The sequence below is a fragment of the Streptomyces sp. 1-11 genome (assembly GCF_007176755.1).
Lineage (GTDB): Bacteria > Actinomycetota > Actinomycetes > Streptomycetales > Streptomycetaceae > Streptomyces.
Window position 1 is genome coordinate 67,286 of sequence record NZ_BJTV01000016.1, and the last position, 24,179, is coordinate 91,464.

General features: G+C 71.9%; 23 protein-coding genes. 14 read left to right on the plus strand and 9 right to left on the minus strand.

Annotated elements, in window-relative coordinates; translation table 11 throughout:
- Positions 1–46 precede the first annotated feature (46 nt).
- The 4 genes from TNCT1_RS28460 to TNCT1_RS28475 all read left to right on the plus strand — a co-directional run bounded on the left by TNCT1_RS28460 (position 47) and on the right by TNCT1_RS28475 (position 5,011).
- On the plus strand, positions 47–1,384 hold the full coding sequence (locus tag TNCT1_RS28460; protein WP_143637737.1) for a sugar ABC transporter substrate-binding protein: 1,338 nt from the start codon (positions 47–49) through the stop codon (positions 1,382–1,384).
- Positions 1,385–1,537: 153 nt separating this feature from the next.
- Complete coding sequence (locus tag TNCT1_RS28465; protein WP_143637739.1) at positions 1,538–2,824, plus strand: polysaccharide lyase family 1 protein; 1,287 nt, start codon at positions 1,538–1,540, stop codon at positions 2,822–2,824.
- Between the two features lie 160 nt (positions 2,825–2,984).
- Positions 2,985–4,106, plus strand: a complete 1,122-nt coding sequence (locus TNCT1_RS28470) for a pectinesterase family protein (protein WP_143637741.1) — start codon at positions 2,985–2,987, stop codon at positions 4,104–4,106.
- A 107-nt stretch (positions 4,107–4,213) separates the two neighbouring features.
- Positions 4,214–5,011: an HAD family acid phosphatase gene (locus TNCT1_RS28475; RefSeq protein WP_143637743.1), complete on the plus strand. Its 798-nt coding sequence runs from the start codon at positions 4,214–4,216 to the stop codon at positions 5,009–5,011.
- A gap of 206 nt (positions 5,012–5,217) precedes the next feature.
- On the opposite strand, the gene TNCT1_RS28480 is transcribed toward TNCT1_RS28475, so the two are convergent.
- Positions 5,218–6,063: a hypothetical protein gene (locus TNCT1_RS28480; RefSeq protein WP_143637744.1), complete on the minus strand. Its 846-nt coding sequence runs from the start codon at positions 6,061–6,063 to the stop codon at positions 5,218–5,220.
- Positions 6,060–6,626, minus strand: a complete 567-nt coding sequence (locus TNCT1_RS28485) for a SigE family RNA polymerase sigma factor (protein WP_143637746.1) — start codon at positions 6,624–6,626, stop codon at positions 6,060–6,062. The genes TNCT1_RS28480 and TNCT1_RS28485 overlap by 4 nt, the downstream gene beginning before the upstream one ends.
- A 159-nt stretch (positions 6,627–6,785) precedes the next feature.
- Here TNCT1_RS28485 and TNCT1_RS28490 point away from each other — a divergent pair, with 159 nt between their 5' ends.
- Complete coding sequence (locus TNCT1_RS28490; protein WP_143637748.1) at positions 6,786–8,237, plus strand: NCS2 family permease; 1,452 nt, start codon at positions 6,786–6,788, stop codon at positions 8,235–8,237.
- Positions 8,238–8,280: 43 nt separating this feature from the next.
- On the opposite strand, the gene TNCT1_RS28495 is transcribed toward TNCT1_RS28490, so the two are convergent.
- Together TNCT1_RS28495 and TNCT1_RS28500 are read right to left on the minus strand one after the other, a co-directional pair.
- A complete protein-coding gene (locus tag TNCT1_RS28495; RefSeq protein WP_143637750.1) occupies positions 8,281–9,735 on the minus strand; it encodes a penicillin-binding protein 2 in 1,455 nt (484 codons plus the stop codon).
- Positions 9,736–9,871: 136 nt separating this feature from the next.
- Positions 9,872–10,642 carry an IclR family transcriptional regulator gene (locus TNCT1_RS28500; RefSeq protein ID WP_143637752.1) on the minus strand — a complete coding sequence of 257 codons (771 nt, stop codon included), beginning with the start codon at positions 10,640–10,642 and terminating at the stop codon, positions 9,872–9,874.
- 130 nt (positions 10,643–10,772) lie between these two features.
- Here TNCT1_RS28500 and TNCT1_RS28505 point away from each other — a divergent pair, with 130 nt between their 5' ends.
- The 5 genes from TNCT1_RS28505 (at position 10,773) to TNCT1_RS28525 (ending at position 15,509) form a co-directional block, all read left to right on the plus strand.
- Entirely contained in the window at positions 10,773–12,302 is a 1,530-nt protein-coding gene (locus TNCT1_RS28505) for an aldehyde dehydrogenase (NADP(+)) (protein ID WP_143637754.1), read from the plus strand.
- A 45-nt stretch (positions 12,303–12,347) separates the two neighbouring features.
- On the plus strand, positions 12,348–12,956 hold the full coding sequence (locus tag TNCT1_RS28510) for a DUF1349 domain-containing protein (RefSeq protein WP_143637756.1): 609 nt from the start codon (positions 12,348–12,350) through the stop codon (positions 12,954–12,956).
- Between the two features lie 92 nt (positions 12,957–13,048).
- On the plus strand, positions 13,049–13,555 hold the full coding sequence (locus TNCT1_RS28515; RefSeq protein WP_235902945.1) for a GNAT family N-acetyltransferase: 507 nt from the start codon (positions 13,049–13,051) through the stop codon (positions 13,553–13,555).
- A 77-nt stretch (positions 13,556–13,632) separates the two neighbouring features.
- Entirely contained in the window at positions 13,633–14,349 is a 717-nt protein-coding gene (locus tag TNCT1_RS28520; protein ID WP_143637758.1) for a DsbA family oxidoreductase, read from the plus strand.
- Positions 14,350–14,447: 98 nt separating this feature from the next.
- Complete coding sequence (locus TNCT1_RS28525) at positions 14,448–15,509, plus strand: aminotransferase class V-fold PLP-dependent enzyme (protein WP_143637760.1); 1,062 nt, start codon at positions 14,448–14,450, stop codon at positions 15,507–15,509.
- A gap of 225 nt (positions 15,510–15,734) precedes the next feature.
- On the opposite strand, the gene thpD is transcribed toward TNCT1_RS28525, so the two are convergent.
- The 5 genes from thpD to TNCT1_RS28550 all read right to left on the minus strand — a co-directional run bounded on the left by thpD (position 15,735) and on the right by TNCT1_RS28550 (position 20,314).
- Positions 15,735–16,622, minus strand: coding sequence for an ectoine hydroxylase (gene thpD, locus TNCT1_RS28530; protein ID WP_143637761.1), 888 nt, complete (start codon positions 16,620–16,622; stop codon positions 15,735–15,737).
- A 5-nt stretch (positions 16,623–16,627) separates the two neighbouring features.
- Complete coding sequence (locus tag TNCT1_RS28535) at positions 16,628–17,032, minus strand: ectoine synthase (RefSeq protein ID WP_143637762.1); 405 nt, start codon at positions 17,030–17,032, stop codon at positions 16,628–16,630.
- A gap of 66 nt (positions 17,033–17,098) precedes the next feature.
- Complete coding sequence (gene ectB, locus TNCT1_RS28540; protein ID WP_143637763.1) at positions 17,099–18,370, minus strand: diaminobutyrate--2-oxoglutarate transaminase; 1,272 nt, start codon at positions 18,368–18,370, stop codon at positions 17,099–17,101.
- Positions 18,371–18,383: 13 nt separating this feature from the next.
- The gene (gene ectA / locus TNCT1_RS28545; RefSeq protein ID WP_143637765.1) at positions 18,384–18,902 is read right to left on the minus strand and encodes a diaminobutyrate acetyltransferase; all 519 of its coding nucleotides are present in this window, start codon (positions 18,900–18,902) and stop codon (positions 18,384–18,386) included.
- A 311-nt stretch (positions 18,903–19,213) separates the two neighbouring features.
- Complete coding sequence (locus TNCT1_RS28550; RefSeq protein WP_143637767.1) at positions 19,214–20,314, minus strand: alanine--glyoxylate aminotransferase family protein; 1,101 nt, start codon at positions 20,312–20,314, stop codon at positions 19,214–19,216.
- 197 nt (positions 20,315–20,511) lie between these two features.
- On the opposite strand from TNCT1_RS28550, the gene TNCT1_RS28555 reads away from it, so the two are divergent.
- The 4 genes from TNCT1_RS28555 to TNCT1_RS28570 are packed head-to-tail and all read left to right on the plus strand — an operon-like array spanning position 20,512 to position 24,085.
- Complete coding sequence (locus TNCT1_RS28555) at positions 20,512–21,354, plus strand: transporter substrate-binding domain-containing protein (protein ID WP_143637769.1); 843 nt, start codon at positions 20,512–20,514, stop codon at positions 21,352–21,354.
- Positions 21,351–22,184: an amino acid ABC transporter permease gene (locus TNCT1_RS28560; RefSeq protein ID WP_143637771.1), complete on the plus strand. Its 834-nt coding sequence runs from the start codon at positions 21,351–21,353 to the stop codon at positions 22,182–22,184. Before TNCT1_RS28555 ends, TNCT1_RS28560 begins: the two co-directional genes overlap by 4 nt.
- Entirely contained in the window at positions 22,181–22,975 is a 795-nt protein-coding gene (locus TNCT1_RS28565) for an amino acid ABC transporter ATP-binding protein (protein ID WP_143637773.1), read from the plus strand. The genes TNCT1_RS28560 and TNCT1_RS28565 overlap by 4 nt, the downstream gene beginning before the upstream one ends.
- A gap of 18 nt (positions 22,976–22,993) precedes the next feature.
- A complete protein-coding gene (locus TNCT1_RS28570; RefSeq protein WP_143637775.1) occupies positions 22,994–24,085 on the plus strand; it encodes an amidohydrolase family protein in 1,092 nt (363 codons plus the stop codon).
- Positions 24,086–24,179: the final 94 nt, after the last annotated feature.

Sequence of the window (24,179 nt, forward strand, 5' to 3'; positions counted from 1 at the left end):
CCACAGCTCCACCACCTCACTGGATCCAGCAGAAGAGAGCCGACCGATGAGAAGCAGCATCCGCAGAAGCAGGCGCGCCGCCACCGCCGTCGCCCTGGGTTCCGTCCTCGCGCTGACCGCCACCGCCTGCGGCGACGACGGCAGCGGCGGCGCGGGGGACAAGGGGGGCGAGGGCTCCGGCAAGGGGACGATCACCTTCTGGGACAACAACGGCGGGGTCCGCACCGACATCTGGAAGCAGGTCATCGCCGACTTCGAGAAGAAGTACCCCGGCATCAAGGTCGAGTACGTCGGCATCCCGGCCGCGAGCGCGCAGTCCAAGTACGACACCGCCATCCAGGGCGGCGGGCTGCCCGACGTGGGCGGCGTGGGCACCGCGATGCTCGCCGAGGTCGCCGTCCAGGGCGCCCTGGAGCCGCTGGACGGCCGGCTGGAGAAGAGCCCGCTGAAGGGCAGGCTGAGCCAGAACCTGCTCGACGTCAGCAAGTCGGCCGGCGGCGGGGACAAGCTGTACCAGGTGCCGACCTCCGCCAACAACGGCACCCTGTGGTACCGGACGGACCTGTTCGAGAAGGCCGGTCTCGACGCGCCGACCACCTGGCCGAAGTTCTACGAGGCGGCCGGCAAGCTCACCGACCGGGGCAGGAACGAGTTCGGCTTCACCATCCGCGGCGGCGAGGGCGCCATCGCCCCGGCCCTCGACGCGGTCTACGGCCAGACCGGCATCACCTCGTTCTGGAAGGGCGACAGGACCACCGTCAACGACCCGAAGAACGTCGCCGCGCTGGAGAAGTACGTCGCGCTCTACAAGAAGGACACCCCGTCCGCCGACGTCAACAACGACTTCACCAAGATGGTCGCCCAGTGGGACAGCGGCACGATCGGCATGCTGAGCCACAACCTCGGCTCCTACCAGGATCATCTGAAGGCGCTGGGCAAGGACAAGTTCCGGGGCGTGCCCAACCCCACGCTTGAGGACGGCACCCGGGTGCAGGTGTCCAACCCGGTGGACGGGCTGAGCCTGTTCAGGTCGAGCAAGAACAAGGCGGCCGCCTGGAAGTTCATCGAGTTCGCCCTCTCCGCAGCGGAGAACTCCAAGTTCAACGAGTCCGCGGGACAGGTGCCGGCCAACACCGACGCGGCGAAGGACGCGTGGATCCAGCGGGCCGAGCCGACCAAGCTGGCGGCCGAGGCGCTGAACGGCGCCGACACGAAGATCGTCCAGCTGCCGTACTACCTGCCCGACTGGAACACCATCTCCAAGGCGGACAACGAGCCGAACTTCCAGAAGCTGCTGCTCGGGAAGATGACCGCCAAGCAGTTCCTGGACACGCTCGCCGAGCAGCTCAACGCGGCCCAGGCGGACTGGAAGAAGAACCACTGACCCCGGGCGGCCGCCTCGCGTGGGCGCGCCCCGGCCCGGCAGGGCCGGCCGCGCCCACGCGGCGGAGCGGCACGCCCGCCCGGCCCCCGATCCCGTTCCCCCGTGAAAGAGGAGACCCGCACAGTGCGTACACCTGTATGTCATGGACGTGTCATGGCGGCCCTGGTGGGCTGCACCGCGCTCGTGCTCGCCGTCACCGGCACCGCCCCCGCGCAGGCCGCGCACCGGGCCGCGACCGAGCGGCAGGTCCTGCCCGCCGGCGACGGCTGGGCCGCCTACGGCGCCGGGACCACCGGCGGCGCGGCCGCCGACCGCGCGCACGTCCACACCGTGACCACCTGGGAGCAGTTCAAGGCGGCCCTCGCCGACGACGGCGGCGCCCCGAGGATCATCAGGGTGAAGGGCGTCATCGACGCCGACGGGCCGGGCTGCGACACGTTCGCCGCGCCCGGCTACGACTTCGGCGCCTACCTGGCCAAGTACGCCCCGGAGAACTGGGGGCGCACCACCACCCTCGACGGCGAGCCCGACGACAGCCCCGAGGGCCTGCGCCGCGCCTCCGCCGCCGGCCAGGACGCCTACATCAAGGCGGACGTCCCGGCCGACACCACCATCGTCGGCGTGGGGAGGAACGCCGGCTTCAACGGCGCCAGCCTCCAGATCAAGGGCGTCGACAACGTCATCGTCCGCAACCTGCGCTTCGAGAGCCCCCTCGACTGCTTCCCGCAGTGGGACCCGACCGACACCGCGGACGGCAACTGGAACTCCGAGTACGACAGCGCCGTGATCCACGGCTCCACCCATGTCTGGATGGACCACAACACCTTCACCGACGGCGACCACCCGGACAGCACCCTGCCGCACTACTTCGGGCGGATCTACGAGCAGCACGACGGCGAGCTGGACGTCGTCAAGGGCGCCGACTACGTCACCGCCTCCTGGAACGTCTTCGAGGACCATGACAAGACGATCCTCGTCGGCAACAGCGACAGCGCCGCCACGGCCGCCGTCGACCGCGGCCACCTCAAGGTCACCTTCCACCACAACCTGTTCCGCAACCTGGTGGAACGCGCGCCCCGGGTCCGCTTCGGCCAGGTCGACTCGTACAACAACCACTTCGTCGCCGGCGACGGATACTCCTACAGCTACGGCATCGGGATGGAGTCCCAGCTCGTCGCCGAGCACAACGCGTTCACGCTGCCGGACGGGGTCACGGCCGGACCGATCCTGAAGAAGTGGAAGGACGCGCCGGTCACCGCCGCCGACAACTACGTCAACGGCCGCCTCACCGACCTGATCGCCGTCCACAACGCCGAGGTCCCCGGCGAGACCCTGCGGTCCGGGGCCGGCTGGACCCCGGTCCTGCGCACCAGGGTCGACCCGGCCAGGGCCGTGCCGGGCCTCGTCGGCCACCGCGCGGGCGCGGGCCGCATCGGCTGACGACCCGTCCGGGGCCGGACCTCCGGCCCCGGACCACCGCCAGGTCTCTGGGCCCGGACCACCGCCAGGTCTCCGGCTCCGGACCACCGCCGGGCCACCGGCCCCGGCCCCCCTGCCGCCCGCACCGCCCGCGTCCCACCCATCGCGAAGGAGCACCCGTATGCCCTCGGCCCGACCACCCCTGTCCAGACGGCGTCTCCTCGCGGCGGGGGCCGCTGCCGCCGCCGCGCCGGGCCTCGCCGCCGCGCCCGCCCGGGCCGCCGGCGGGCCCGGCCCGTTCGGCCGCCACGGGTCACCGGCCCGCCGCCGCACCCCGGGGACCCTGTACGTCGACCCCGGCGGCCGGGGCGACTTCACCTCCGTCCAGGCCGCGGTGACCGCGGCCACCGGCGCCGGCCGCACCCTGGTCATCGCGCCCGGCGACTACCGGGAGACGGTGCTCGTCGACGCCGGCCGTACGGACATGACCTGGATCGGCGCCTCCGGGGACCCGGGGGGCGTCGTGATCGTGTACGACAACGCGGCCGGCACCCCCAGACCCGGCGGCGGCACCTACGGCACCTCCGGCTCGGCCACCGTCACCGTGCAGGCCGACGGCTTCACCGCCCACCGGATCACCTTCGCCAACGACTGGCTGCGCGCCGGACACCCGGACGTCACCGGCACCCAGGCCGTCGCCCTCAAGGCGCAGGGCGACCGGACCGCCTTCCTGCACTGCCGCTTCCTGGGCCACCAGGACACGCTGTACGCCGACACCACGGCCCTCGGCGTCCTCGCCCGCCAGTACTACGCGCACTGCTACGCCGAGGGCGACGTCGACTTCGTCTTCGGGCGGGCCACCGCCGTCTTCGAGCACTGCCGCTTCCGCACCCTGAACCGCACGGAACTGGCCACCGCTCCCTACGGCTTCGTCTTCGCGCCCTCCACGGCCGGCGCCAACCCCCGCGGCTTCCTGGTGCTCCACGGCCGGGTCGGCGGCGAGGCCCCGGACGGGTACTACGAACTGGCCCGCCCCTGGGTGCCCAGCTCGGACCCCACCGCCCGCCCCATGCTGACCGTCCGCGACACCTGGCTCGGCCCCGGCATCGACGCGGTGGCTCCCTACACGGACATGTCGGCCGCCCACCCCTGGCAGGACCAGCGGTTCGCCGAGTACCGCAACACCGGCCCCGGCGCCGTCGTCACCGTCCCGGGGAACCGGCCGCAACTGACCGCGGCACAGGCGGCGTCGGCGACCCGGGAGACCCACCTCGGCGACTGGGCGCCCTGGAAGGAGTGCTGACGGCACGTCCGGCCGGAGACGGCGCGGGGGCCTCTCGCCCGATGGCTTGATATCGATCGGGCAAAGGCCCTCGCGCTACCCCGGGTGACGCGCGTAGAACACCTGTCATGCGTACATCACAGCGGATCGCGGCGGTCACCGCCGCCTGTGCCCTCGCCGGCGGCGCCCTGTACGGCGCCGGTGCGGCCACCGCCGGTCAGTCGACGGCGAACTCCACCCACGAGCCCTACAACATCGGGCTCCTGGTGAAGGACATCGACACCTACTACGGCACCACCGCCGACAGCGACGGCGTCTACCAGGCCTCCCCGGACAGCCCGTACGCCAAGGACCTGGCGCGCATCGACGCCGACGCCCGGAACTGGATCGACAAGGCGGCCCGCAAGGCCCACAAGCACGGTGAGAAGCCGGCCGTCGTCTTCGACATCGACGACACCCTGCTGCTCAGCCTCGACTACGAGAAGCGCTACAACTACACGTACAACTCCACCACGTGGAACGACTACGTGAACCGCGCCGACCGCCCGGCCGTCTTCGGCAGCCCCGAACTGGTGCGCTACGCCGACTCCAAGGGCGTGGAGGTCTTCTACAACTCCGGTCTCAGCGAGGCGCAGCGCGCCGGCGCCGTGGAGAACCTGAAGAAGATCGGCGCCGACGTCAACCTCGACGCCGGCCACATGTTCCTCAAGGACAAGGCCGCACCTCCGGCCTACCTGAGCGACTGCGCCACCCCGGGCACCTGGAACTGCACCACCGTGCAGTACAAGGCCGGCACCCGCGAGCACATCGAGGACGACCTCGGGTACGACATCATCGCCAACTTCGGCGACCAGTACTCGGACCTGGACGGCGGCCACGCCGACCGCACCTACAAGCTGCCGAACCCGACGTACTTCGTGTCCTGACGCACCGCCGCACGCGCAGGCGGTCCGCGACGACGGCCCCGCCGGGGATCCCCGGCGGGGCCGCCCGTCGTCGTGGCGAAGGTGACGGGCCCACCCGTACGAGCCGCAGGTCCTCGTCTTCTTCCCGGGGCCGCCGCGCCCGCGCCGCTGCACAGGGCCGCCGCGCCCGCGCCGCTGCACAGGGCCGCCACGGCCCGCGCTCTTCGCTACGAGCCGTCCCCGCCGCCGTCGTGGGCCGCGAAGGCGCCGGTGACGGTGTACCGCGCGCCCGCGGCCCCCGTGATCGTGTAGCTGTCGTCCTTCGCGTCCCGCCCGCCGCGCGCGTGGTCGTACTGACCGGCGAAGATCCACTCGCCGGCCGGGACCGTGCGGCCGTCCTTCAGCGTCCAGGTGAAGACGAGGAACCCGCCGCGCTCCTCGGCGCGCTGGGTGAAGTCGGCCTCGGGCAGGGTGCGCCAGGCACCGGTGGACGACACCCCGCCGGTCTGCGCGATCCGCAGCTCCACGGACAGGGCGCTGAGTCGCCGGGAGGTCCTGAGCGTCACGTCGCTCTGCGCCCAGAAGTCGTTGCCGTGCGGGTCCACCGAGCCGTCCGACCACAGCGGACCCTGCTGCCCTGCCCGGGCGGCGGGCGGCGGCACGGAGGACTCCGGCGTCCGGGGCGCGGCGGGGTCCGGTCCGGGCGCGGTGTGCGTGGCGCCGGGCACGGGGCCGGCGGAGTGCGCCGGGGGCCGGTTCGCCGCGTCCGGCGAGGGGGCGGGTGTGGACGCGGGCGCCGGCGACACGGCGACGGTCCGCCGGGCCGGCGGCTCCTGCCTGACCGCGGAGGCCACCGCGTACCCGCCGGCCGCGAGCACGGCGGCCGCCCCCGCCGCCGCGAGCACCTTCAGCCGGCCGGCCACCGGCGGCCGGCCGCCCCGGCGTCCCGGCGGGTCCTGCGCGGCCGTCCCGCGCTCCACCCGGGCCAGGATGCGCGCCCGGTCGGGTTCATGGGCCTCGGCCGCCTCGTGCAGCCGGGCGCGCAGCTCCTCGTGCCCGTCCCGCCGCCTCATCGGTTCCTTCCTCCGCTCCCGCCGCCCCGGGCCGCGGCCGCGTGCACCCGCTGAGGCACCCCCTGACCGCCGAGCAGCCTCTGCAGCTCGGCCACCCCCTTGGACGTCTGGCTCTTCACCGTACCCACCGACACCCCGAGGGCCAGTGCGGTGTCCTTCTCCGACAGGTCGAACGCGTGCCGGAGCACCACGCACGCCCGTTTGCGGAACGGCAGCCGGCGCAGGGCCTCCCGCACGTCGACCACGCCCGCCACGTCGGGGTTCTCGGTCCGCTCCTCCCGGTGCGGCCAGAACAGCGCGATCCGGCGCCGTTCGCGCACCGCGGCGCGGATGCGCGTCCGGGCCAGGTTGGCGACCACGCCCCGCGCGTACGCCACCGGGTGGCCGGCCGCGCGCACCCGGTCCCAGCGGTGCCACAGGGCCAGCAGGGCGTCCGCGGCCAGGTCGTCGGCCGCGTCCGCCTCGCCGGTCAACAGGTACGCGAGTCGCGCGAGTTCGGCGTAGTGCCGTTCGAAGAAGGCGTGGAACTCCACGGAGGCGGCGTCGTCGACGACCGGGCCCACGAGTGACCTCTTCTCGGTACGGGTCCGTGCGTGTCACCACACGCGAACGATCGGCGGGGCCCCGATTCCGTAACACGAGGAAAACCTGAACCGGGTCCGGCAGGGGAACAATCCAGCCAGCATCCGCGCACCTTTGATCAGGCGACGAGGAGTACGACCATGTCCCAGACGCAGAAGGCGGAACAACGGCCCGGTGCCGCACCGCCCGCGGGCAACGGCGTCGACCGGTACTTCAGAATCTCCGAACGGGGATCCACTTTCGGCCGGGAGATACGCGGCGGCTTCGCCACCTTCTTCACCATGGCCTACATCCTCGTGCTGAACCCCATCATCCTGGGCAGCGCCGAGGACAAGTTCGGCCACACTCTCGACACCGGCCAACTCGTCACCGCCACCGCGCTGGTGGCCTGCGTGATGACGGTGGTCATGGGCGTCGGGGGCAACCTGCCGCTCGCCATCGCCGCGGGTCTCGGCCTCAACGCCGTCGTCGCCTTCCAGCTGGCCCCGCTGATGAGCTGGGCGGACGCGATGGGCCTCGTCGTCCTCGAAGGCGCCGTCATCTGCCTGCTGGTGCTCACCGGACTCCGCGAAGCGATCATGAACGCGATCCCGCAGCAGCTCAAGCAGGCCATCGGGGTCGGCATCGGCCTGTTCATCGCCTTCATCGGCTTCGTGGACGCCGGGTTCGTCAGCCGCATCCCGGACGCCGCGCACAGCACCGTGCCCGTCCAGCTCGGCGCGGTCGGACGGCTGACCGGCTGGCCCGTGCTGGTTTTCTGCCTCGGCGTGCTGCTGACGATCGCCCTGCTCGCCCGCAAGGTGAAGGGCGCGATCCTCATCAGCATCGTCACCATGACGGTCGTCGCGATCGTCATCGACGCGGTCGCCGACATCAAGAGCTGGGGCCTGACCACGCCGAAGGTGCCCGACAAGATCGTCGCCGCACCCGACTTCGGGCTCGTCGGTCACTTCAGCCTGTTCGGCGGCTTCGCCAAGGCCGGTGTGCTCACCGCCGTGCTGCTCGTCTTCACCCTCATCCTGTCCGACTTCTTCGACGCCATGGGCACCATCGTCGGCATCAGCGCCGAGGCCGGGCTGCTCGACGACCAGGGACAGGTGCCCGGCATCGGCCGGGTGCTGTTCATCGACGGCGCCGCGGCCGTCGCGGGCGGGATCGGATCCGCCTCCTCCAACACCGCCTACATCGAGTCAGCGGCCGGCGTCGGGGAGGGCGCCCGCACCGGCTTCGCCAACCTCGTCACCGGCGGCCTGTTCGGGCTGGCGCTCTTCCTCACCCCGCTGCTGACCATCGTCCCGCTGCAGGCCGCCGCACCCGCGCTGATCGCGGTGGGCTTCCTGATGATGACCCACGTCAAGCACATCGACTGGGACCGGTACGAGATCGCCATCCCGGCGTTCCTCACCATCGCCGCGATGCCGTTCACCTACTCCATCACCGACGGCATCGGCGCGGGCTTCCTGTCCTACGTGCTCATCAAGACGGTCCTGGGCAAGGCCAGGGAGGTCAACTGGCTGCTGTGGGGAGTCTCCGCGCTGTTCCTGGTGTACTTCGCGATCGACCCGGTGGAGCAGGTCCTGGGCGTCGGGTGAGACGGACGGGGGCGGCCGCGTGCGGACCGCCCCCGTGCCGCGCCTACTTGAGCGCCGCCTGCATCATCGCCCTGGCCACCGGCGCCGCGAGCCCGTTGCCGCTGACCTCGGAGCGGGCCGCGTCCGACTGCTCGACCATCACCGCGACGGCGACCTCCTTGCCGGTGCCGTCCGATTTGCCGTACGAGGTGAACCAGGCGTAGGGCGTCTTGCTGTTGTTCTCACCGTGCTGGGCGGTACCCGTCTTGCCGCCGACCGTCGCCCCGTCGATCAGCGCGTTCGTACCGGTGCCGTCCTTCACCACCGTCTCCATCGCCGACCGCAACTGCGCGGCGGTGGCGGAGCCGACGACCTGCTTGCTGTCCGTGCCGTCGTCGTAGTCCTTCAGCACGTCGCCGTCGCCGTCGGTGATCCGCGACACCATGTGCGGCGAGACCAGCTTGCCGCCGTTCGCCATCACCGCGGAGACCATGGCCATCTGCAGCGGGGTCGCCGTGACGTCGAACTGGCCGATGCCGGACAGGGCGGTCTGCGCCTCGTCCATCCCGGAGGGGTAGACGCTGGGGTACGCCCGCACCGGGACGTCCTGCTTCCGGTCGTTGAAGCCGAACTTCTCCGCCATGGCCCGCACCTTGTCCTGACCGAGGTCGACGGCCATCTTGCCGAAGACGTTGTTGCAGGAGTAGCGCAGCGCGACCCGGATCGAGGCGTTCTCGCACGGTGCCGAGCGGTTCTCGTTGACCAGATCCTTGGTGGAGCCCTTCAGGGTGTACGGGTCGGGGCTGTCGGTCGGGTCGTCCACGTTCTTGTAGAGCCCGCTCTCCAGCGCCGCGGCGGCGACGACCAGCTTGAACGTCGAGCCCGGCGGCAGCGGCTGGCGCAGCGCGCGGTTGACGAGCGGCTTGTCCTTGTCCGCGTTGAGCGACTTCCAGGCTGCCCCGGCGGTGTTCGCGTCGGTGAGCCGCGTCGGGTCGTACGACGGCGTCGACACCGCCGCGAGGATCTTCCCGGTCTTCGGGTCGAGGGCGACGGCGGCGCCCTTGTTGCCGCCGAGCGCCCGGTACCCGGCCTTCTGCACGGCCGGGTCGATCGTCGTGACGACGTCGCCCGGGTCGGCGCGCTTGCCGGTCACCGTGCCCAGCACGGTCTTCAGTCTGCTGTCCGTGCCGTTGAGCAGGTCCTGGTAGATGCCCTCGAGCTGGGTCGGGGCGTAGGCCTGGGAGGCGTAGCCGGTCACCGGCGCGTACAGCTCGCCGTCGCGGTACGTCCGCTTGTACGCGAGGTCGCCGCCCTTCGTCCGGGCCGAGCCGGTGACGGCGCTGCCGGCCACGATGATGTTCCCCAGCGGCTGCGAGTACGTTTCGATGACGTTCCGCCGGTTGTTCTGGTCGTCCGCGAGGGCCGTTCCGTCGTAGTACTGCACCCAGGTCGCCCTGACCAGCAGGGCGAGCACGAGCAGCAGGGTGAAGACGGAAGCCCGCCTGATCGTCTTGTTCATGCCGCTGGTGAAGACGAGCCGGACGGGGCAATCGTTCCCGTCCGCCCCTTTTCTCATCCCGCGTTCAGAAAGCCCGCCGCGTACACGACGATCCGCACTCGCCCGGGAGACGGAGACCGCCGTGAGCGCGCCGGGCCTACAGCCGCCGCGTCGCCAGCGTCAGCCGGTCCCGCGCGTCGAACAGCGCGTCCTTGATCATCTGCTCGTGGGCGGGGGTCAGCCGGGCCACCGGCACCGAGCAGCTGATGGCGTCCCTGGCGGGGGTGCGGTACGGGATCGCCACGCCGAAGCAGCGCAGCCCCAGGGTGTTCTCCTCGCGGTCGACGGCGAAGCCCTGTTCCCGGACCTGGTTCAGCTCCTCGATCAGCTTCTCCCGGTCGGTGATGGTGTGCTCGGTGAGCGCGGGCAGCGTCTCCGGCAGCAGCTTGCGCACCTGCTCGTCGGTGTGGGTGGCGAGCAGCGCCTTGCCGAGGGAGGTGGAGTGGGCGGGCAGCCGCCGGCCCACCCGGGTGAACGGGCGCAGGTAGTGCTGCGACTGCCGGGTGGCCAGGTACACCACGTTCGTGCCGTCGAGCCGGGCCAGGTGGATGGTCTCGGTGGTGTCGTCGGAGAGGCGGTCCAGGGTCGGCCGGGCGGCCGCCACCACCTCGTCGCCGTCGATGTAGGACGTGCCGACCAGCAGCGCCCGCACCCCGATGCCGTACCGCGTGCCCGTGGCGTCGGTCTCCACCCAGCCCAGCTCCACGAGCGTGCGCAGCAGCATGTACAGGCTGGACTTGGGGTATCCGACGGCCTCCTGCACCGCCGCGAGGGAGTGCATGCCGGGCCTGCCGGCGAAGTACTCGAGCAACTCAACGGTCCGCACCGCGGACTTGACCTGGGCCCCGCCCGTCTCGCCTGCCGACATCGCCCTTGACCCCTTCATTCGACGGGAAATAGTCTCCGAGCAGCATATTCACCATCAGAGACGGCGTTCAGTATATCGAACGCGCTGGTGGTTGACCCAGCGAATGCGGCCTTAACTGGAGGGACCCGCGGTGGCAGCAGCACCAGTCTGGAGTGTCGACCCGCGCACCGGGAAGCAGCGTGAACAGGTCGCGGTGGAGGCGACGGCCCAGGAGGTGGACGCGGCCGTCCGGGCGGCGCACGCCGCGCGCGGCTCCCTCGCCGACCGCGCCGTGCGCTCGGCCTTCCTCCGCTCGGCCGCCGCCGGCCTGGAGGCCGCAGCGGACGGCCTGATCGAGACCGCCGACGCCGAGACCGCCCTCGGCCCGGTCCGCCTCACCGGAGAACTCGCGCGCACGGTCTACCAGCTGCGGGCCTTCGCCGGCATCGTCGACGAGGGCGCCTTCCTGGACGTGATCGTCGACCACCCCGACGACACCGCCACCCCGCCCGTCCCGGACCTGCGCCGGTACAAGGTGCCGCTGGGCGTGGTCGCCGTCTACTCCGCCTCCAACTTCCCCTTCGCCTTCTCCGTGGCCGGCGGCGACACCGCCAGCGCGCTGGCCGCGGGCTGCCCGGTGGTCGTCAAGGCCCACCCCGACCACCCGGCCCTGTCCGAGCAGGTCGCCGCGGTGCTGCGCCGGGCGGCCGCCGAGCACGGCATCCCCGAGGGGGCCGTCGGCCTGGTGCACGGCTTCGAGGCGGGCGTCGAGCTGATCACGCACCCGCTGGTCGCCGCCGCGGGCTTCACCGGCTCGGTGCGCGGCGGGCGCGCCCTGTTCGACGCGGCGGCCGCGCGTCCGGTGCCGATCCCGTTCCACGGCGAGCTGGGCTCGCTGAACCCGGTCCTGGTCACCGAGGCGGCCGCGGCCGAGCGGCCCGAGGCGATCGGCTCCGGACTCGCCGGGTCCATGACCCTCGGCGTCGGCCAGTTCTGCGTCAAGCCGGGCCTGGTGCTGGTGCCGTCCGGCGACGCCGGCGACCGGCTGCTGAAGTCCCTGGCCGACGCCGTCGGCGGCACCGCCGCCGGGGTGCTGCTCGACCACCGGATGCGGGACAACTTCATCGCGGGCGTGGCCGAGCGGGCGCAGCTCCCCGGGGTGGAGACGCCGGTCACGCCGGGCGCCGGCGGCGAGCACACGGTGAGCGCGGGCTTCCTGACGGTCCCGGCGAGCGGTCTGACCGCCGAGGGGGCGTACGACCTGCTGCTGGAGGAGTGCTTCGGGCCGGTGACCGTGGTGGTCCGCTACGCCGACGACGGCGAGGCCACCGCCGTGCTGTCGCGGCTGCCGGGCAACCTCACGGCCACGGTGCACCTGTCGGCCGGGGAGGCCGCCGGCGAGGGGCAGGGCGCCCGGATCCTCGCCGAGCTGACCCCGCTCGCCGGACGCGTGCTGGTCGACGCCTGGCCGACCGGGGTGGCGGTGGCGCCGGCCCAGCACCACGGCGGGCCGTACCCCGCGACCACCTCCACCTCCACCTCCGTGGGCGGCACCGCCATCGAGCGGTGGCTGCGGCCGGTCGCCTACCAGAACGCGCCCGAGGCCCTGCTGCCCCCGGAGCTGCGCGACGACAACCCGCTCGGGCTCCCGCGCCGGTTCAACGGCCGGCTGGAGCACTGACCGGAGCGGCGGGACGTGGCACGAGGAACCTGGGACACTCACGCGATGGACGTCGAACTCCCCGAACTCCCCTTCCCCCTGCGGACCTACGGTCCCGACGGCAACTGGTCCTACGAGGGCGGCGTGCTCACCGGCTGGGCCGGGCCCCGGCAGGACCGGTTCGTGCCGCCCACCGGCGAGGCCCTGGACCCCGCCGCCGACGCGCCCCGGCTGCTCGGGGCGCCTGAGGGGGACTTCCAGCTCATAGCCAGGGTCACCGTGGGCTTCGGCGCGGCCTTCGACGCGGGCGTGCTGTACGTCCACGTCGGCGACCGCGCCTGGGCCAAGCTCTGCCTGGAGTACTCCCGGGACGTGCCCACCGTCTGCACGGTGGTCACCCGGGGGCACTCCGACGACGCCAACTCCTTCACCGTGGAGGGCAGCTCGGTCTGGCTGCGGGTCAGCCGGACCGGGCGCGCCTTCGCCTTCCACGCCTCCCGGGACGGCGTGCGCTGGACCTTCGTCCGGCTTTTCACCCTGGGCGAGGAGAAGGAGTCCGGCGCGGCGCTGGTCGGCTTCATGACCCAGTCGCCGCTGGGGGAGGGCTGTGTGGTGACCTACGACCACCTCGAGTTCCGGGCCGGCTGGCCGGACGACCTGCGCGACGGCAGCTGAGCGCGACGGCAGCTGAGCGCGGCGGCGGCTGAGCGCGGCGGGCGGGGCGCGGCCGGGGAACCGGAGCCGCGCCCCGGCACGTCCCCGCGGGTGTGAGCGAAGCGCACCCGGCCACCGGGACCCTCGTGATCAGGACGGCCCTGCCCGCGGAGGCGGGTGCCGTGGCGGAGTTGCACGTCCGGGCGAGGTCGACGTACTACCCGGACGGCCTCCCGGACGACGGCCTCGACTGGCCGGCCAGGTGGCGCGAGGCGATCGGACGGCCCGACGGGCACGTGCTGTGCGCCGTCGAACGGGGACGGCTCGCCGGCATCGCCTCCTTCCGCGCCCCCGAGGGCGGGCCGGCCGGCACGGTCAAGCTGTTCCAGTTCCACGTCGACCCCGGCCGCTGGCGCGCCGGCGTCGGAACGGCGCTGCACACCGCCTGCGTGGAGCAGTGGCGGGCCGACGGCGTCCGGACCGCGGTCCTCGACGTGCACGTGGACAACCGGCGCGCCCAGGCCTTCTACGCACGCCAGGGCTGGGTCCCCGACCCGGAGAACCCGACCGCCGAGGGCGACCACCATCTCTTCCTGCGCCTGGCGGTCGCCGGGGAATGAACGCCGCTGCTTGAACGTTCACGTACGCGCGAGGAGAACCCCTCCGCATCCGTACGACCTGGAGAAGAGCCGAGAGCATGCGCGTCGAAATCTGGAGCGACATCGCCTGTCCCTGGTGTTATGTCGGAAAGGCCCGCTTCGAGAAGGCGCTCGCGGCCTTCCCGCACCGCGACGACGTCGAGGTGGTGCACCGCTCCTTCGAGCTGGACCCCGGCCGCGCCAAGGGCGACGTCCAGCCGGTGCTGACCATGCTCACCCGGAAGTACGGCATGAGCGAGGCGCAGGCCCAGGCAGGCGAGGACAACCTCGGCGCCCAGGCCGCCGCCGAGGGCCTGGACTACCGCACCCGTGACCGCGACCACGGCAGCACCTTCGACATGCACCGCCTGCTGCACTTCGCCAAGGCGCAGGGCAGGCAGGACGAGCTGCTGCAGATCCTCTACCGCGCCAACTTCGCCGAGGAGCGGTCCGTCTTCGGCGAGGACGACGAGCGGCTGGTGGAGCTGGCCGCCGAGGCCGGCCTGGACGCAGGGGCCGCCCGGGCGGTCCTCGCCGACCCCGCCGCCCACGCCGACGAGGTCCGCGCCGACGAGCGCGAGGCCGCCGAGCTCGGCGCGACCGGCGTCCCCTTCTTCGTCCTCGACCGCAAGTACGGCGTCTCCGGAGCCCAGCCCGCCGAGGTCTTCACCCGGGCGCTGGCCCAGGCCTGGGGCGAGCGCTCCCCGCTGAAGCTGGTCGACGAGGGCGCGGCCGAGGCCTGTGGCCCGGACGGGTGCGCGGTGCCGCAGCACTGAGAAACCGCAGGCCGGCGCGGACGTATAAGGAGCACTGGGAGAACCTGCGCGAAAACTGGCGATGGACGGCGGGTTCGCCGGGCCGCACAGTGGACCCCATGGAGACCACGGAGACGTTCGAGAGCCTCGTCCGCGCCGAGTTCGCCCCCAGGAGCAGCTACCTCAACACCGCCGGAAACGGCCTGCTGCCCGCCCGTACCGTCACCGCCCTGCACGAGGCGGCTCTGCTGCGGGCCGAGGGCCGGCCGCTGCTGCCGCTGTACGAGGACGTCGAGGCCTGCCGGGCCGCCTACGCCCGGCTCGCCGGCGTTCCGGCCGGCCGTGTCGCGGCCGGCGCCTCGGTCGCCGCGCACACCGCCGTGATCGCAGCGTCGCTGCCCGCCGGCGCCGAAGTGCTCACCGCCGAGGACGACTTCACCTCGGTGCTGAATCCGTTCCACGTCCGCGGCGACCTCAAGGTGCGGTCGGTCCCGCTGGAGCGGATCGCCGAGTCCGTCCGCCCGGACACCGCGCTGGTCGCGCTCAGCGCCGTGCAGTCCGCCGACGGACGCGTGGCCGACCTGGCGGCCGTGCGCGAGGCCGCCCGCGAGCACGGCGCGCGCACCTACGTCGACTTCTCCCAGTCCGCCGGCTGGCTCCCCATGGACGCGGCCGCCTTCGACTTCAGCGCCACGGTCTCCTTCAAGTGGCTGCTCGGCCCGCACGGCGCGGCGTTCCTGGTGGTCCCGGAGGACCTCGGCGGGCTGAGCCCGGTGCTGGCGGGCTGGGTCGCGGGGGAGCGGCCGTGGGACAGCTGCTACGGACCGGTCCGGGAACTCGCCCACTCAGCGCGGCGGTTCGACCTCAGCCATGCCCTGTTCACGTACGCGGGGCTGCGCCGCTCGCTGGAACTCGTCGAGGAGATCGGGCTGCCCGCCCTGCACGCGCACGCCGTGCGGCTCGCCGACCGGTTCCGGACCGGGCTCGCCGGCCTCGGCCACGAGCCGGTGCCCGCGCCCGGCTCCGCCATCGTCTCGGTGCCGGGACTCGGCCACCTCCAGCCCGGGCTGAGCGAGGCCGGTATCGAGGTGTCCGACCGGGCGGGCAATCTGCGCGCGGGTTTCCACCTCTACAACACCCCGGCGGACGTGGACCGGCTGCTGGACGCGCTGTCCCGCTGACCACGCGACCGGGCCGGAGCCTCCCGTCCCACACGAGGAGGCTCCGGCCCGGCGGTCGGAGGGGTCTACTCAACCGGAGTGAAGTCGCGGGCCCCGATGCTGCGTCTTCCCGGGGGGCGACCCCCGGACCCCCGGCCGGAAATGCTCACCGGACCGGAGTGAAGTCGCGGGCCCCGATGCTGCGTCTTCCCGGGGGGCGACCCCCGGACCCCCGGCCGGAAATGCTCACCGGACCGGAGTGAAGTCGCGGGCCCCGATGAACTCCGGCCTGCGCACCGGCGCCGCGAACGGCTCCACCGCCTTGTTCTCCACGCTGTTGAAGACGATGAAGACGTTGCTGCGCGGGAACGGCGTGATGTTGTCGCCGGAACCGTGCATGCAGTTGCAGTCGAACCAGGTCGCCGAGCCGGCCTTGCCGGTGAACAGCCGGATGCCGTACTCGCCGGCCATCTTCGTCAGCGCCTCGTCGGACGGGGTGCCCGCGTCCTGCATCTGCAGCGACTTCTTGTAGTTGTCCTCGGGCGTGGCCCCCGCGCAGCCCAGGAACGTGCGGTGCGAGCCCGGCATGATCATGAGCCCGCCGTTGGTGTCGTAGTTCTCGGTCAGCGCGATCGAGACGGACACCGTGCGCATGTTGGGCAGGCCGTCCTCGGCGTGCCAGGTCTCGAAGTCCGAGTGCCAGTAGAAGCCGCTCGCGCCGAAGCCCGGCTTGACGTTGATCCGCGACTGGTGGACGTACACGTCGGAACCGAGGATCTGCCGGGCCCGGCCGACCACCCGCTCGTCGCGCACGAGCTTCGCGAACACCTCGCTGATCCGGTGCACTTCGAAGACCGAGCGGATCTCCTTGGACTTCGGCTCGACGATCGAGCGCTCGTCGGCCCGGATCGCCGGGTCGGCGACCAGCCGGTCCAGCTCGCTCCGGTAGACCTCGACCTCGTCCGGGGTGATGAGCTGGTCGACGGCGAGGAAGCCGTCGCGCTCGAACGCCTGCAGGTCGGCCGTCGCGATCGGGCCGGGCGTGTCGGGGGAGCCCCAGACCACCGGGTCCTGGCGGGGCACGGCCACCTCACCGGCGCCGCGGCTGGGGTACAGGTCCGTGACAGCGGTCATGGGTGTCACACCTCCTCGGGCTCGGTGAGCAGCGGGTAGACGCCGTTCTCGTCGTGGTCCTCCCGTCCGGTCACGGGCGGGTTGAACACGCAGATGCAGTGGAAGTCCTCCTTGACGCGCAGCGTGTGCCGCTCGTGCCCGTTCAGGAGGTACATGGTGCCGGGGGTGATGGTGTACACCTTCCCGGTCTCGCGGTCGGTGAGCTCGGCCTCGCCCCGGGTGCAGACGACGGCCTCGATGTGGTTGGCGTACCACATGTTCGTCTCGGTGCCCGCGTACAGGATGGTCTCGTGCACGGAGAAGCCGACCCGCTCCTTGGCGAGGACGATCCGCTTGCTCTCCCACGTGCCGGACGCGGACTTGATGTGCCGGTCGGTGCCTTCGAGGTCCTTGAACGATCGGACGATCACGGTGCTGTACTTCCTCCTGGTCGAACGGTTGCTCCGCGGTGCGGCCGGCGGGCCGCGCGGAGCGGGTCAGACGGTCTCGCGGACGGCGCGGGAGAGGACGCTGAGGCCCTCGTCCAGCTCGTCGGGGGTGATGGTGAGCGCCGGCAGCAGCTTGACGACCTCGCCCTCCGGGCCCGAGGTCTCGATGAGCAGCCCCAGCTCGAAGGCGCGCCGGGCGACCCGCGAGGCCCGGTCCTTGCCGTGGAACTCCAGGCCCCACACCAGGCCGCGGCCGCGGTACTCCTTCACGTCGGCGAGGTTCTCCTCGGTGATGGAGATCAGGGCCTGCTCGACCTGCTCGCCGCGGGTGCGGGTCTGCTTCTCCATGGCGGAGCCGTCGGTCCAGTAGGTCTCCAGGGCCGCGGTGGCGGTGACGAACGCGGGGTTGTTGCCGCGGAAGGTGCCGTTGTGCTCGCCCGGCTCCCAGACGTCCAGCTCGGGCTTGAACAGGCACAGCGACATCGGCAGGCCGTAACCGCTGATCGACTTCGACACGGTGACGATGTCGGGCGTGATCCCCGCCTCCTCGAAGGAGAAGAAGGCGCCCGTGCGGCCGCAGCCCATCTGGATGTCGTCGACGATGAGCAGCATGTCCTGGCGCTCGCACAGCTCGGCCAGCGCCCGCAGCCAGGCGGCGCGCGCGACGTTGATGCCGCCCTCGCCCTGCACGGTCTCCACGATCACGGCGGCGGGCTTGTTGAGGCCGGACCCCTGGTCCTCGAGCAGCCGCTCGAACCACAGGAAGTCGGGGACCTGGCCGTCGAAGTAGTTGTCGAACGGCATGGGGGTGCCGTGCACCAGCGGGATGCCGGCGCCGGCCCGCTTGAAGGCGTTGCCGGTGACCGCGAGGGAGCCCAGCGACATGCCGTGGAAGGCGTTCGTGAACGACACGATCGCCTCCCGCCCCTTCACCTTGCGGGCGAGCTTCAGCGCCGACTCGACCGCGTTGGTGCCCGTCGGACCCGGGAACATGACCTTGTACGGCAGGTCGCGCGGGCGCAGCACCAGGTTCTCGAAGGTCTGCAGGAAGCTCCGCTTGGCCGTGGTCGACATGTCCAGGCCGTGGGTGACGCCGTCCCGGGACAGGTAGTCGATGAGCGCCCGTTTGAGCACCGGGTTGTTGTGCCCGTAGTTGAGCGAGCCGGCCCCGGCGAAGAAGTCGAGGTACGCGTGGCCGTCCTCGTCGTACATTCGGCTGCCCTGCGCACGGTCGAACACGGTGGGCCAGCCGCGGCAGTAGCTGCGCACCTCGGATTCGAGGGTTTCGAAGACGCTCAGGTCGGGCTGGGTGATCGTCACGGTGGGTCGCTCCTCAGTGCGCGGTGGTGGGGGTGAGGGGGCCGATGCGGTACAGGACTTCGGGGTCGTGCGGGCCGTCCGGGAACAGGCCGGCCGGGAACAGCACCTCGCGGGTCAGGTCCGCGCCGTGCCGTTCGGCGAAGGAGGTGAAGAGCCGCTCGGAGGCCGTGTTGCCCGGGGTGATGGTGGTCTCGATGCCGGTGATCCCGCGCTCGTCGGCGAGCCGGGCGGTCAGCCCGTCCAGCAGTGCGGCGGCGATGCCGTAGCCGCGGTGGGCGGAGTCCACGGCCACCTGCCACACGAGCAGGGTGCGGGGGTCGTCGGGCCGCACGTACCCGGTGACGAAACCGACGGGCTCGCCGTCCGCGCCGCGGGCCACCGCCGAGGTGGCCGCGAAGTCCCGGCACCACAGCAGATAGCTGTACGAGGAGTTCAGGTCGAGGGTTTTCGATTCCTTGGCGAGCCGCCAGAGCGAGGCTCCGTCGGTCACCGCCGGTCGGTCTATCAGCAGGTCTGCTGGTGCGGCAGTCATGCGGATGGAATTTAGCGAGACAAATTGAAGAATGCACGGGCGGCATCGACGGCACTCACGACCACGCCGATGAAATGTCGGGTTTGACCTACATCAAACTATGACAAAGAGTCTCGCCTGTGGAGTGTGTCACATACATGAAACACGCCGGAAAACCCACCCGTTTAGCCATGTGAAAAGCGGGCAGAAGAAGACGGGAAGCTATCGGCGGACGAATTCGCGGAATTTGTGAAACTAATTTGAATTTCCACTCCGGCAATGAAAACGGCCCGCACGGTGCGTGCGGGCCGTCGTTTCGCGGACTTCTGCCGTCACCGCCAGGCGTCGTCCGCCGCCCGGCGTGCCGCCGCCACGTCCACCGTCAGCCCCTGCGCGGCGAGCGCCCCGCCCAGGGCCGCCAGGCAGGCGTGCACGGCGTCCCGCGTGGCATCCGGCCCGTAGTGGTTCACCCGGATCATCTCCTTGGCCAGGGCGCCGCCGCCGGCGGCCAGCGGCAGCCCCGGCTCGCTCCCCAGCGCGTGCGCCACCAGCTCCGACGCCACCGTGCCGGAGGGCGCCCGCAGGGTGGTGGCGACCGGCGCCGCGTCCCCGGCCTCGTGCACGTACGGCTCCAGGCCGCCCCCCAGCGCCGCGGCGCCCGCCCGGGCGGCCCGCGCTGCGCCGGCGTGCCGCGCCATCACCGCGTCGAGGCCCGCGGACTCGATCCGCTCCAGGCACGCCTCCAGCGCGAGCATCTCCAGCTGGGCGGGAGCGTGCAGCAGCGCCTTGCGGCCGCCGTCGATCCAGCGCTCCTTCCAGTCCAGCAGGGAGAGGTAGGAGCGGCGCGGGGCGTTCGGGTTGGCCGCCATGCGCGCCCACGCCCGCTCGCTCACCGAGATCGCCGACACCCCGGCCGGCCCGCCCATCGCCTTCTGCGCCCCGATCACGCACAGGTCGACGCCCCAGGCGTCCGGCAGCACCGGCTCCGCGCCGACCGAGGCGACCGCGTCCAGGTAGAACAGCGCGCCCTGCTCCCGCACCGCCTCGCCGATCTCCGCGACCGGGTTGGTGTTGCCCGTCGCCGCCTCGGCGTGCACCAGCGACACGAAGTCGATCTCCGGGTGCTCGGCGAACGCCTCCCGGACCGCGGAGGCCGTCACCGCCGTGTGGAAGGGCACCGCGAGGTCGTGCACCGTGGCCCCGCAGTCCCGCAGCCAGTCCCCGAAGGTCTGCCCGTACGGACCCGTGATCACGTTGAGCGCCGTCGTGCCGGGGCCGGCCGCCGCGCGGATCGCGCCCTCCAGCGGCAGGAGCGCCTCGCCCTGGGTGATCACCACGTCCTGGCGGGTGTCCAGCAGCCGGGCCACCCGGTCCTCGATGGCGGCGAACCGTTCGGCGCTCAGCGGGGGCAGATCGAGGAGGGGGTGGGTCACGGCGCTGCTCTCTTCGCTCACGAGGGTCCACGAGGCCGGCCGAAGGCCGACGGAAACGAGGGTAACGCCCGCCCTCCACCCCCTCGCGACCGGCGACTTCTCAGGCCGGAACGCCCCTCGGTCATCGGTTTGATTTGAGAGACCCAAACATCTCCTTATAATCGGAACCCAAGATTCCCCCCACTGGAGACCTCCCCATGAAAACGCTCCTCGGGCGCCGGACCCGCCTTCTGGCCGCCACCACCGCCACGGCCGGGCTCGTGCTCGTGGCCGGCTGCTCCTCGGGCAACGGGGGAGGCGGCGCCACGGTCAAGGGGGTCCACCTCGTCAAGGCGGGCCAGCTGACCACCTGCACCCACCTGCCCTACCCGCCGTTCCAGTCGGAGGTGAACGGCAAGGTGCAGGGCTTCGACGTCTCCCTCGTCGACCTCGTCGCCAAGGACCTCGGCGTCAGGCAGCAGATCCTCGACACGCCGTTCGAGAACTTCAAGACCGGCGCGTTCCTCAACTCCGGCCAGTGCGACCTGGCCGCGGCCGGCATGACCATCACCGCCGAGCGCAAGAAGAACGTCGACTTCTCCGACCCGTACTTCGAGGCCACCCAGGCGGTCCTGGTCGACAGGAACAGCGGGATCAACTCCCTCGACGACGTCAAGGCCAAGGGCAAGAAGCTCGGCGCCCAGGCGCAGACCACCGGCGAGGACTACGTCAAGGGCAAGGGCTACGACCCGATCTCCTTCGAGTCCTCCGACGCGGTCCTCAACGGCCTGCGCACCGGCCAGGTCCAGGCCGTCGTCATCGACTACCCGGTCGTCCAGGGCTGGCTGAAGGACAAGGCGAACGCCGGCCGGTTCAAGGTCGTCGGCAACCTCAAGACCGGTGAGCAGTACGGGTTCACCTTCAAGAAGGGCAACACCAAGCTGCGCGAGGCCGTCAGCAAGGCGATCGCCGACGCGAAGGCCGACGGCACGTACAAGAAGCTGTACGAGAAGTGGATCGGCCCGTACGACGCGTCCGCCGCCTCCCCCTCGGCCTCATGACCGACACCGGCACAGCACTGCGGCCGAAGAAGAAGGGCCTGACCCGGCGGCAGCGGCGCAGCCTGTCCAGGACGGTGCAGTACGTCGTGTTCGCCGCCGCCGTGATCGCGTTCGCGCTGGCGGCGGACTGGGGCCGGCTGAAGAACCAGTTCGCCCAGGGCAGCATCGCCAAGGAGATGTTCCCCGAGGTCATCACGCTGGCCCTGAAGAACACCGTGCTCTACACGCTGTCCGGCTTCGTCGTCGGACTCGTGCTCGGCATGGTCATCGCCCTGATGCGGCTGTCCTCCGTGGGCCCGTACCGCTGGGTGGCCGGCATCTACATCGAGATCTTCCGCGGCCTGCCGGCCCTGCTGATCTTCATCTTCGTCGGCGTGGCCGTGCCGCTCGCCTTCCCGGGCACGCAGATCCCGGGCGGCACGTACGGCAAGGTCGCCATCGCGCTCGGCCTGGTCTCGGCCGCGTACATGGCCGAGACGATCCGCGCCGGCATCCAGGCCGTGCCCAAGGGCCAGATGGAGGCGGCCAGGTCGCTCGGCTTCTCGCCGGCCCGGGCCATGGTCTCGATCATCGTCCCGCAGGCCTTCCGGATCATCCTGCCGCCGCTCACCAACGAACTCGTCCTGCTTTTCAAGGACTCCTCGCTGGTGCTGTTCCTCGGCGTCACCCTCGAGGAGCGCGAACTGTCCAAGTACGGCCGCGATCTGGCCAGTACCACCGCCAACTCCACGCCCATCCTGGTCGCCGGCCTGTGCTACCTGCTGGTGACCATCCCGCTCGGCTACGTCGTGCGCCGCATGGAGTCCAGGTCCCAGGAGGCGATCCGGTGAGCCGCGCGGAGATCCAGGTCCAGGACCTGCACAAGTCCTTCGGCGACAACCACGTGCTGCGCGGCATCGACCTGGAGATCGGCCAGGGCGAGGTCGTCTGCGTCATCGGGCCCTCCGGATCCGGCAAGTCCACGCTGCTGCGCTGCGTGAACCTGCTGGAGGAGCCCACCGGCGGCCGGGTCTTCGTCGGCGGCACCGAACTGACCGACCCCGACGTGGACATCGACGCCGCGCGCCGCCGCATCGGCATGGTCTTCCAGCAGTTCAACCTCTTCCCGCACCTGAGCGTCACCGACAACCTCACGCTGCCGCAGCGCCGCGTCCTCGGCCGGGACAAGGCGACCGCCGCGCGGATCGCCGCCGAGAACCTGGAGCGCGTCGGCCTGGCCGAGAAGGCGCAGGCCTACCCGTCCTCGCTCTCCGGCGGCCAGCAGCAGCGGGTGGCCATCGCCCGGGCGCTCGCCATGGGCCCGGAGGTGATGCTGTTCGACGAGCCGACCTCCGCCCTCGACCCCGAACTGGTCGGGGACGTCCTCGCGGTGATGCGCCGGCTCGCCGAGGAGGGCATGACCATGATGGTCGTCACCCACGAGATGACCTTCGCGCGCGAGGTCGCCGACCGGGTCGTCTTCATGGACGGCGGCGTGATCGTCGAGGACGGCCGCCCCGGCCAGGTCATCGGCGCCCCCCGGCACGAACGCACCCGCCACTTCCTCTCCCGCCTGCTGGACCCGGCGATGGCCGAGGTCGAGGAGGAGAGCTCCGACCAGGTGGGCGGGGCCGAGCGGTAGCTCACTAAGGTGCCGGGTATGAGCGATGACGCGGTGCTGCACGTGAGGGGGCGGGTCCTGGCCGGACCCGAGGACGTCCGCGACGAGCTGTGGGTGGTCGGGGGCCGCGTGTCCTACGACCGCCCCGCCGGGGCGCGCGACGTGACCGTCGTCGAGGGCTGGGCGCTGCCCGGCCTGGTCGACGCGCACTGCCACGTCGGCCTCGGCGCCGAGGGCCCGGTGGACGCGGACACCGCCGAGAAGCAGGCGCTGACCGACCGGGAGCGGGGCACCCTGCTGATCCGGGACGCCGGCTCGCCCTCCGACACCCGCTGGATCGACGACCGCGAGGACCTTCCGAAGATCATCCGGGCCGGCCGGCACATCGCCCGTACCCGCCGCTACATCCGCAACTACGCCTGGGAGGTCGAACCGGAGGACCTGGTGGACTACGTCGCCCGGGAAGCGGAGCGCGGCGACGGCTGGGTCAAGCTGGTCGGCGACTGGATCGACCGCGACCTCGGCGACCTCTCCGCCTGCTGGCCGCGGGAGGCGGCCGAGGCCGCCATCGCCGAGGCCCACCGGCTGGGCGCCCGCGTCACCGCGCACTGCTTCGCCGAGAGCTCCCTGCGCGACCTGGTCGAGGCGGGCATCGACTGCGTCGAGCACGCCACCGGCCTGACCGACGACCTGATCCCGCTGTTCGCCGAGCGGGGCGTGGCGATCGTCCCGACCCTCGTCAACATCGCCACCTTCCCGCGGCTCGCGGCGGGCGGCGAACGCAAGTATCCGCGCTGGTCGGCCCATATGCGCCGGCTGCACGAGCGCCGCTACGACACCGTGCGCGGCGCCCACGACGCCGGCATCCCGGTCTACGTGGGCACCGACGCCGGCGGCACGCTGGCCCACGGGCTGGTCGCGGCCGAGGTCGCGGAACTGGTCACCGCGGGCATCCCGCCGGTGCGGGCGGTGGCGGCGGCGAGCTGGAGCGCGCGCGCCTGGCTGGGCCGGCCCGGCCTGGAGGAGGGCGCACCGGCCGACCTTGTGGTGTACGAGGCCGATCCGCGGGCGGACGTCCGGGTGCTGGCGGCGCCGCGCCGGGTGGTGCTGAACGGACGGGTCGTGGAGTAGGGCGCGCGGGAGGGCCGGGCGGCACGGGCGGGGCGGGTGAACGAATGTGCCCGGCGATTCGAAGACGCGTACGGAAACTCCACGATGGAGTGAA

Coding starts and splice junctions, on each gene's coding strand:
- TNCT1_RS28470 (WP_143637741.1), top strand. CDS start 2,985: ATGCCCTCGGCCCGACCACCCCTGTCCAGACGGCGTCTCCTCGCGGCG.
- TNCT1_RS28465 (WP_143637739.1), top strand. CDS start 1,538: ATGGCGGCCCTGGTGGGCTGCACCGCGCTCGTGCTCGCCGTCACCGGC.
- TNCT1_RS28555 (WP_143637769.1), top strand. CDS start 20,512: ATGAAAACGCTCCTCGGGCGCCGGACCCGCCTTCTGGCCGCCACCACC.
- TNCT1_RS28500 (WP_143637752.1), bottom strand. CDS start 10,642: ATGTCGGCAGGCGAGACGGGCGGGGCCCAGGTCAAGTCCGCGGTGCGG.
- ectA (WP_143637765.1), bottom strand. CDS start 18,902: ATGACTGCCGCACCAGCAGACCTGCTGATAGACCGACCGGCGGTGACC.
- TNCT1_RS28495 (WP_143637750.1), bottom strand. CDS start 9,735: ATGAACAAGACGATCAGGCGGGCTTCCGTCTTCACCCTGCTGCTCGTG.
- TNCT1_RS28560 (WP_143637771.1), top strand. CDS start 21,351: ATGACCGACACCGGCACAGCACTGCGGCCGAAGAAGAAGGGCCTGACC.
- TNCT1_RS28520 (WP_143637758.1), top strand. CDS start 13,633: ATGCGCGTCGAAATCTGGAGCGACATCGCCTGTCCCTGGTGTTATGTC.
- TNCT1_RS28525 (WP_143637760.1), top strand. CDS start 14,448: ATGGAGACCACGGAGACGTTCGAGAGCCTCGTCCGCGCCGAGTTCGCC.
- TNCT1_RS28460 (WP_143637737.1), top strand. CDS start 47: ATGAGAAGCAGCATCCGCAGAAGCAGGCGCGCCGCCACCGCCGTCGCC.
- thpD (WP_143637761.1), bottom strand. CDS start 16,622: ATGACCGCTGTCACGGACCTGTACCCCAGCCGCGGCGCCGGTGAGGTG.
- TNCT1_RS28475 (WP_143637743.1), top strand. CDS start 4,214: ATGCGTACATCACAGCGGATCGCGGCGGTCACCGCCGCCTGTGCCCTC.
- TNCT1_RS28490 (WP_143637748.1), top strand. CDS start 6,786: ATGTCCCAGACGCAGAAGGCGGAACAACGGCCCGGTGCCGCACCGCCC.
- TNCT1_RS28480 (WP_143637744.1), bottom strand. CDS start 6,063: ATGAGGCGGCGGGACGGGCACGAGGAGCTGCGCGCCCGGCTGCACGAG.
- TNCT1_RS28570 (WP_143637775.1), top strand. CDS start 22,994: ATGAGCGATGACGCGGTGCTGCACGTGAGGGGGCGGGTCCTGGCCGGA.
- TNCT1_RS28510 (WP_143637756.1), top strand. CDS start 12,348: ATGGACGTCGAACTCCCCGAACTCCCCTTCCCCCTGCGGACCTACGGT.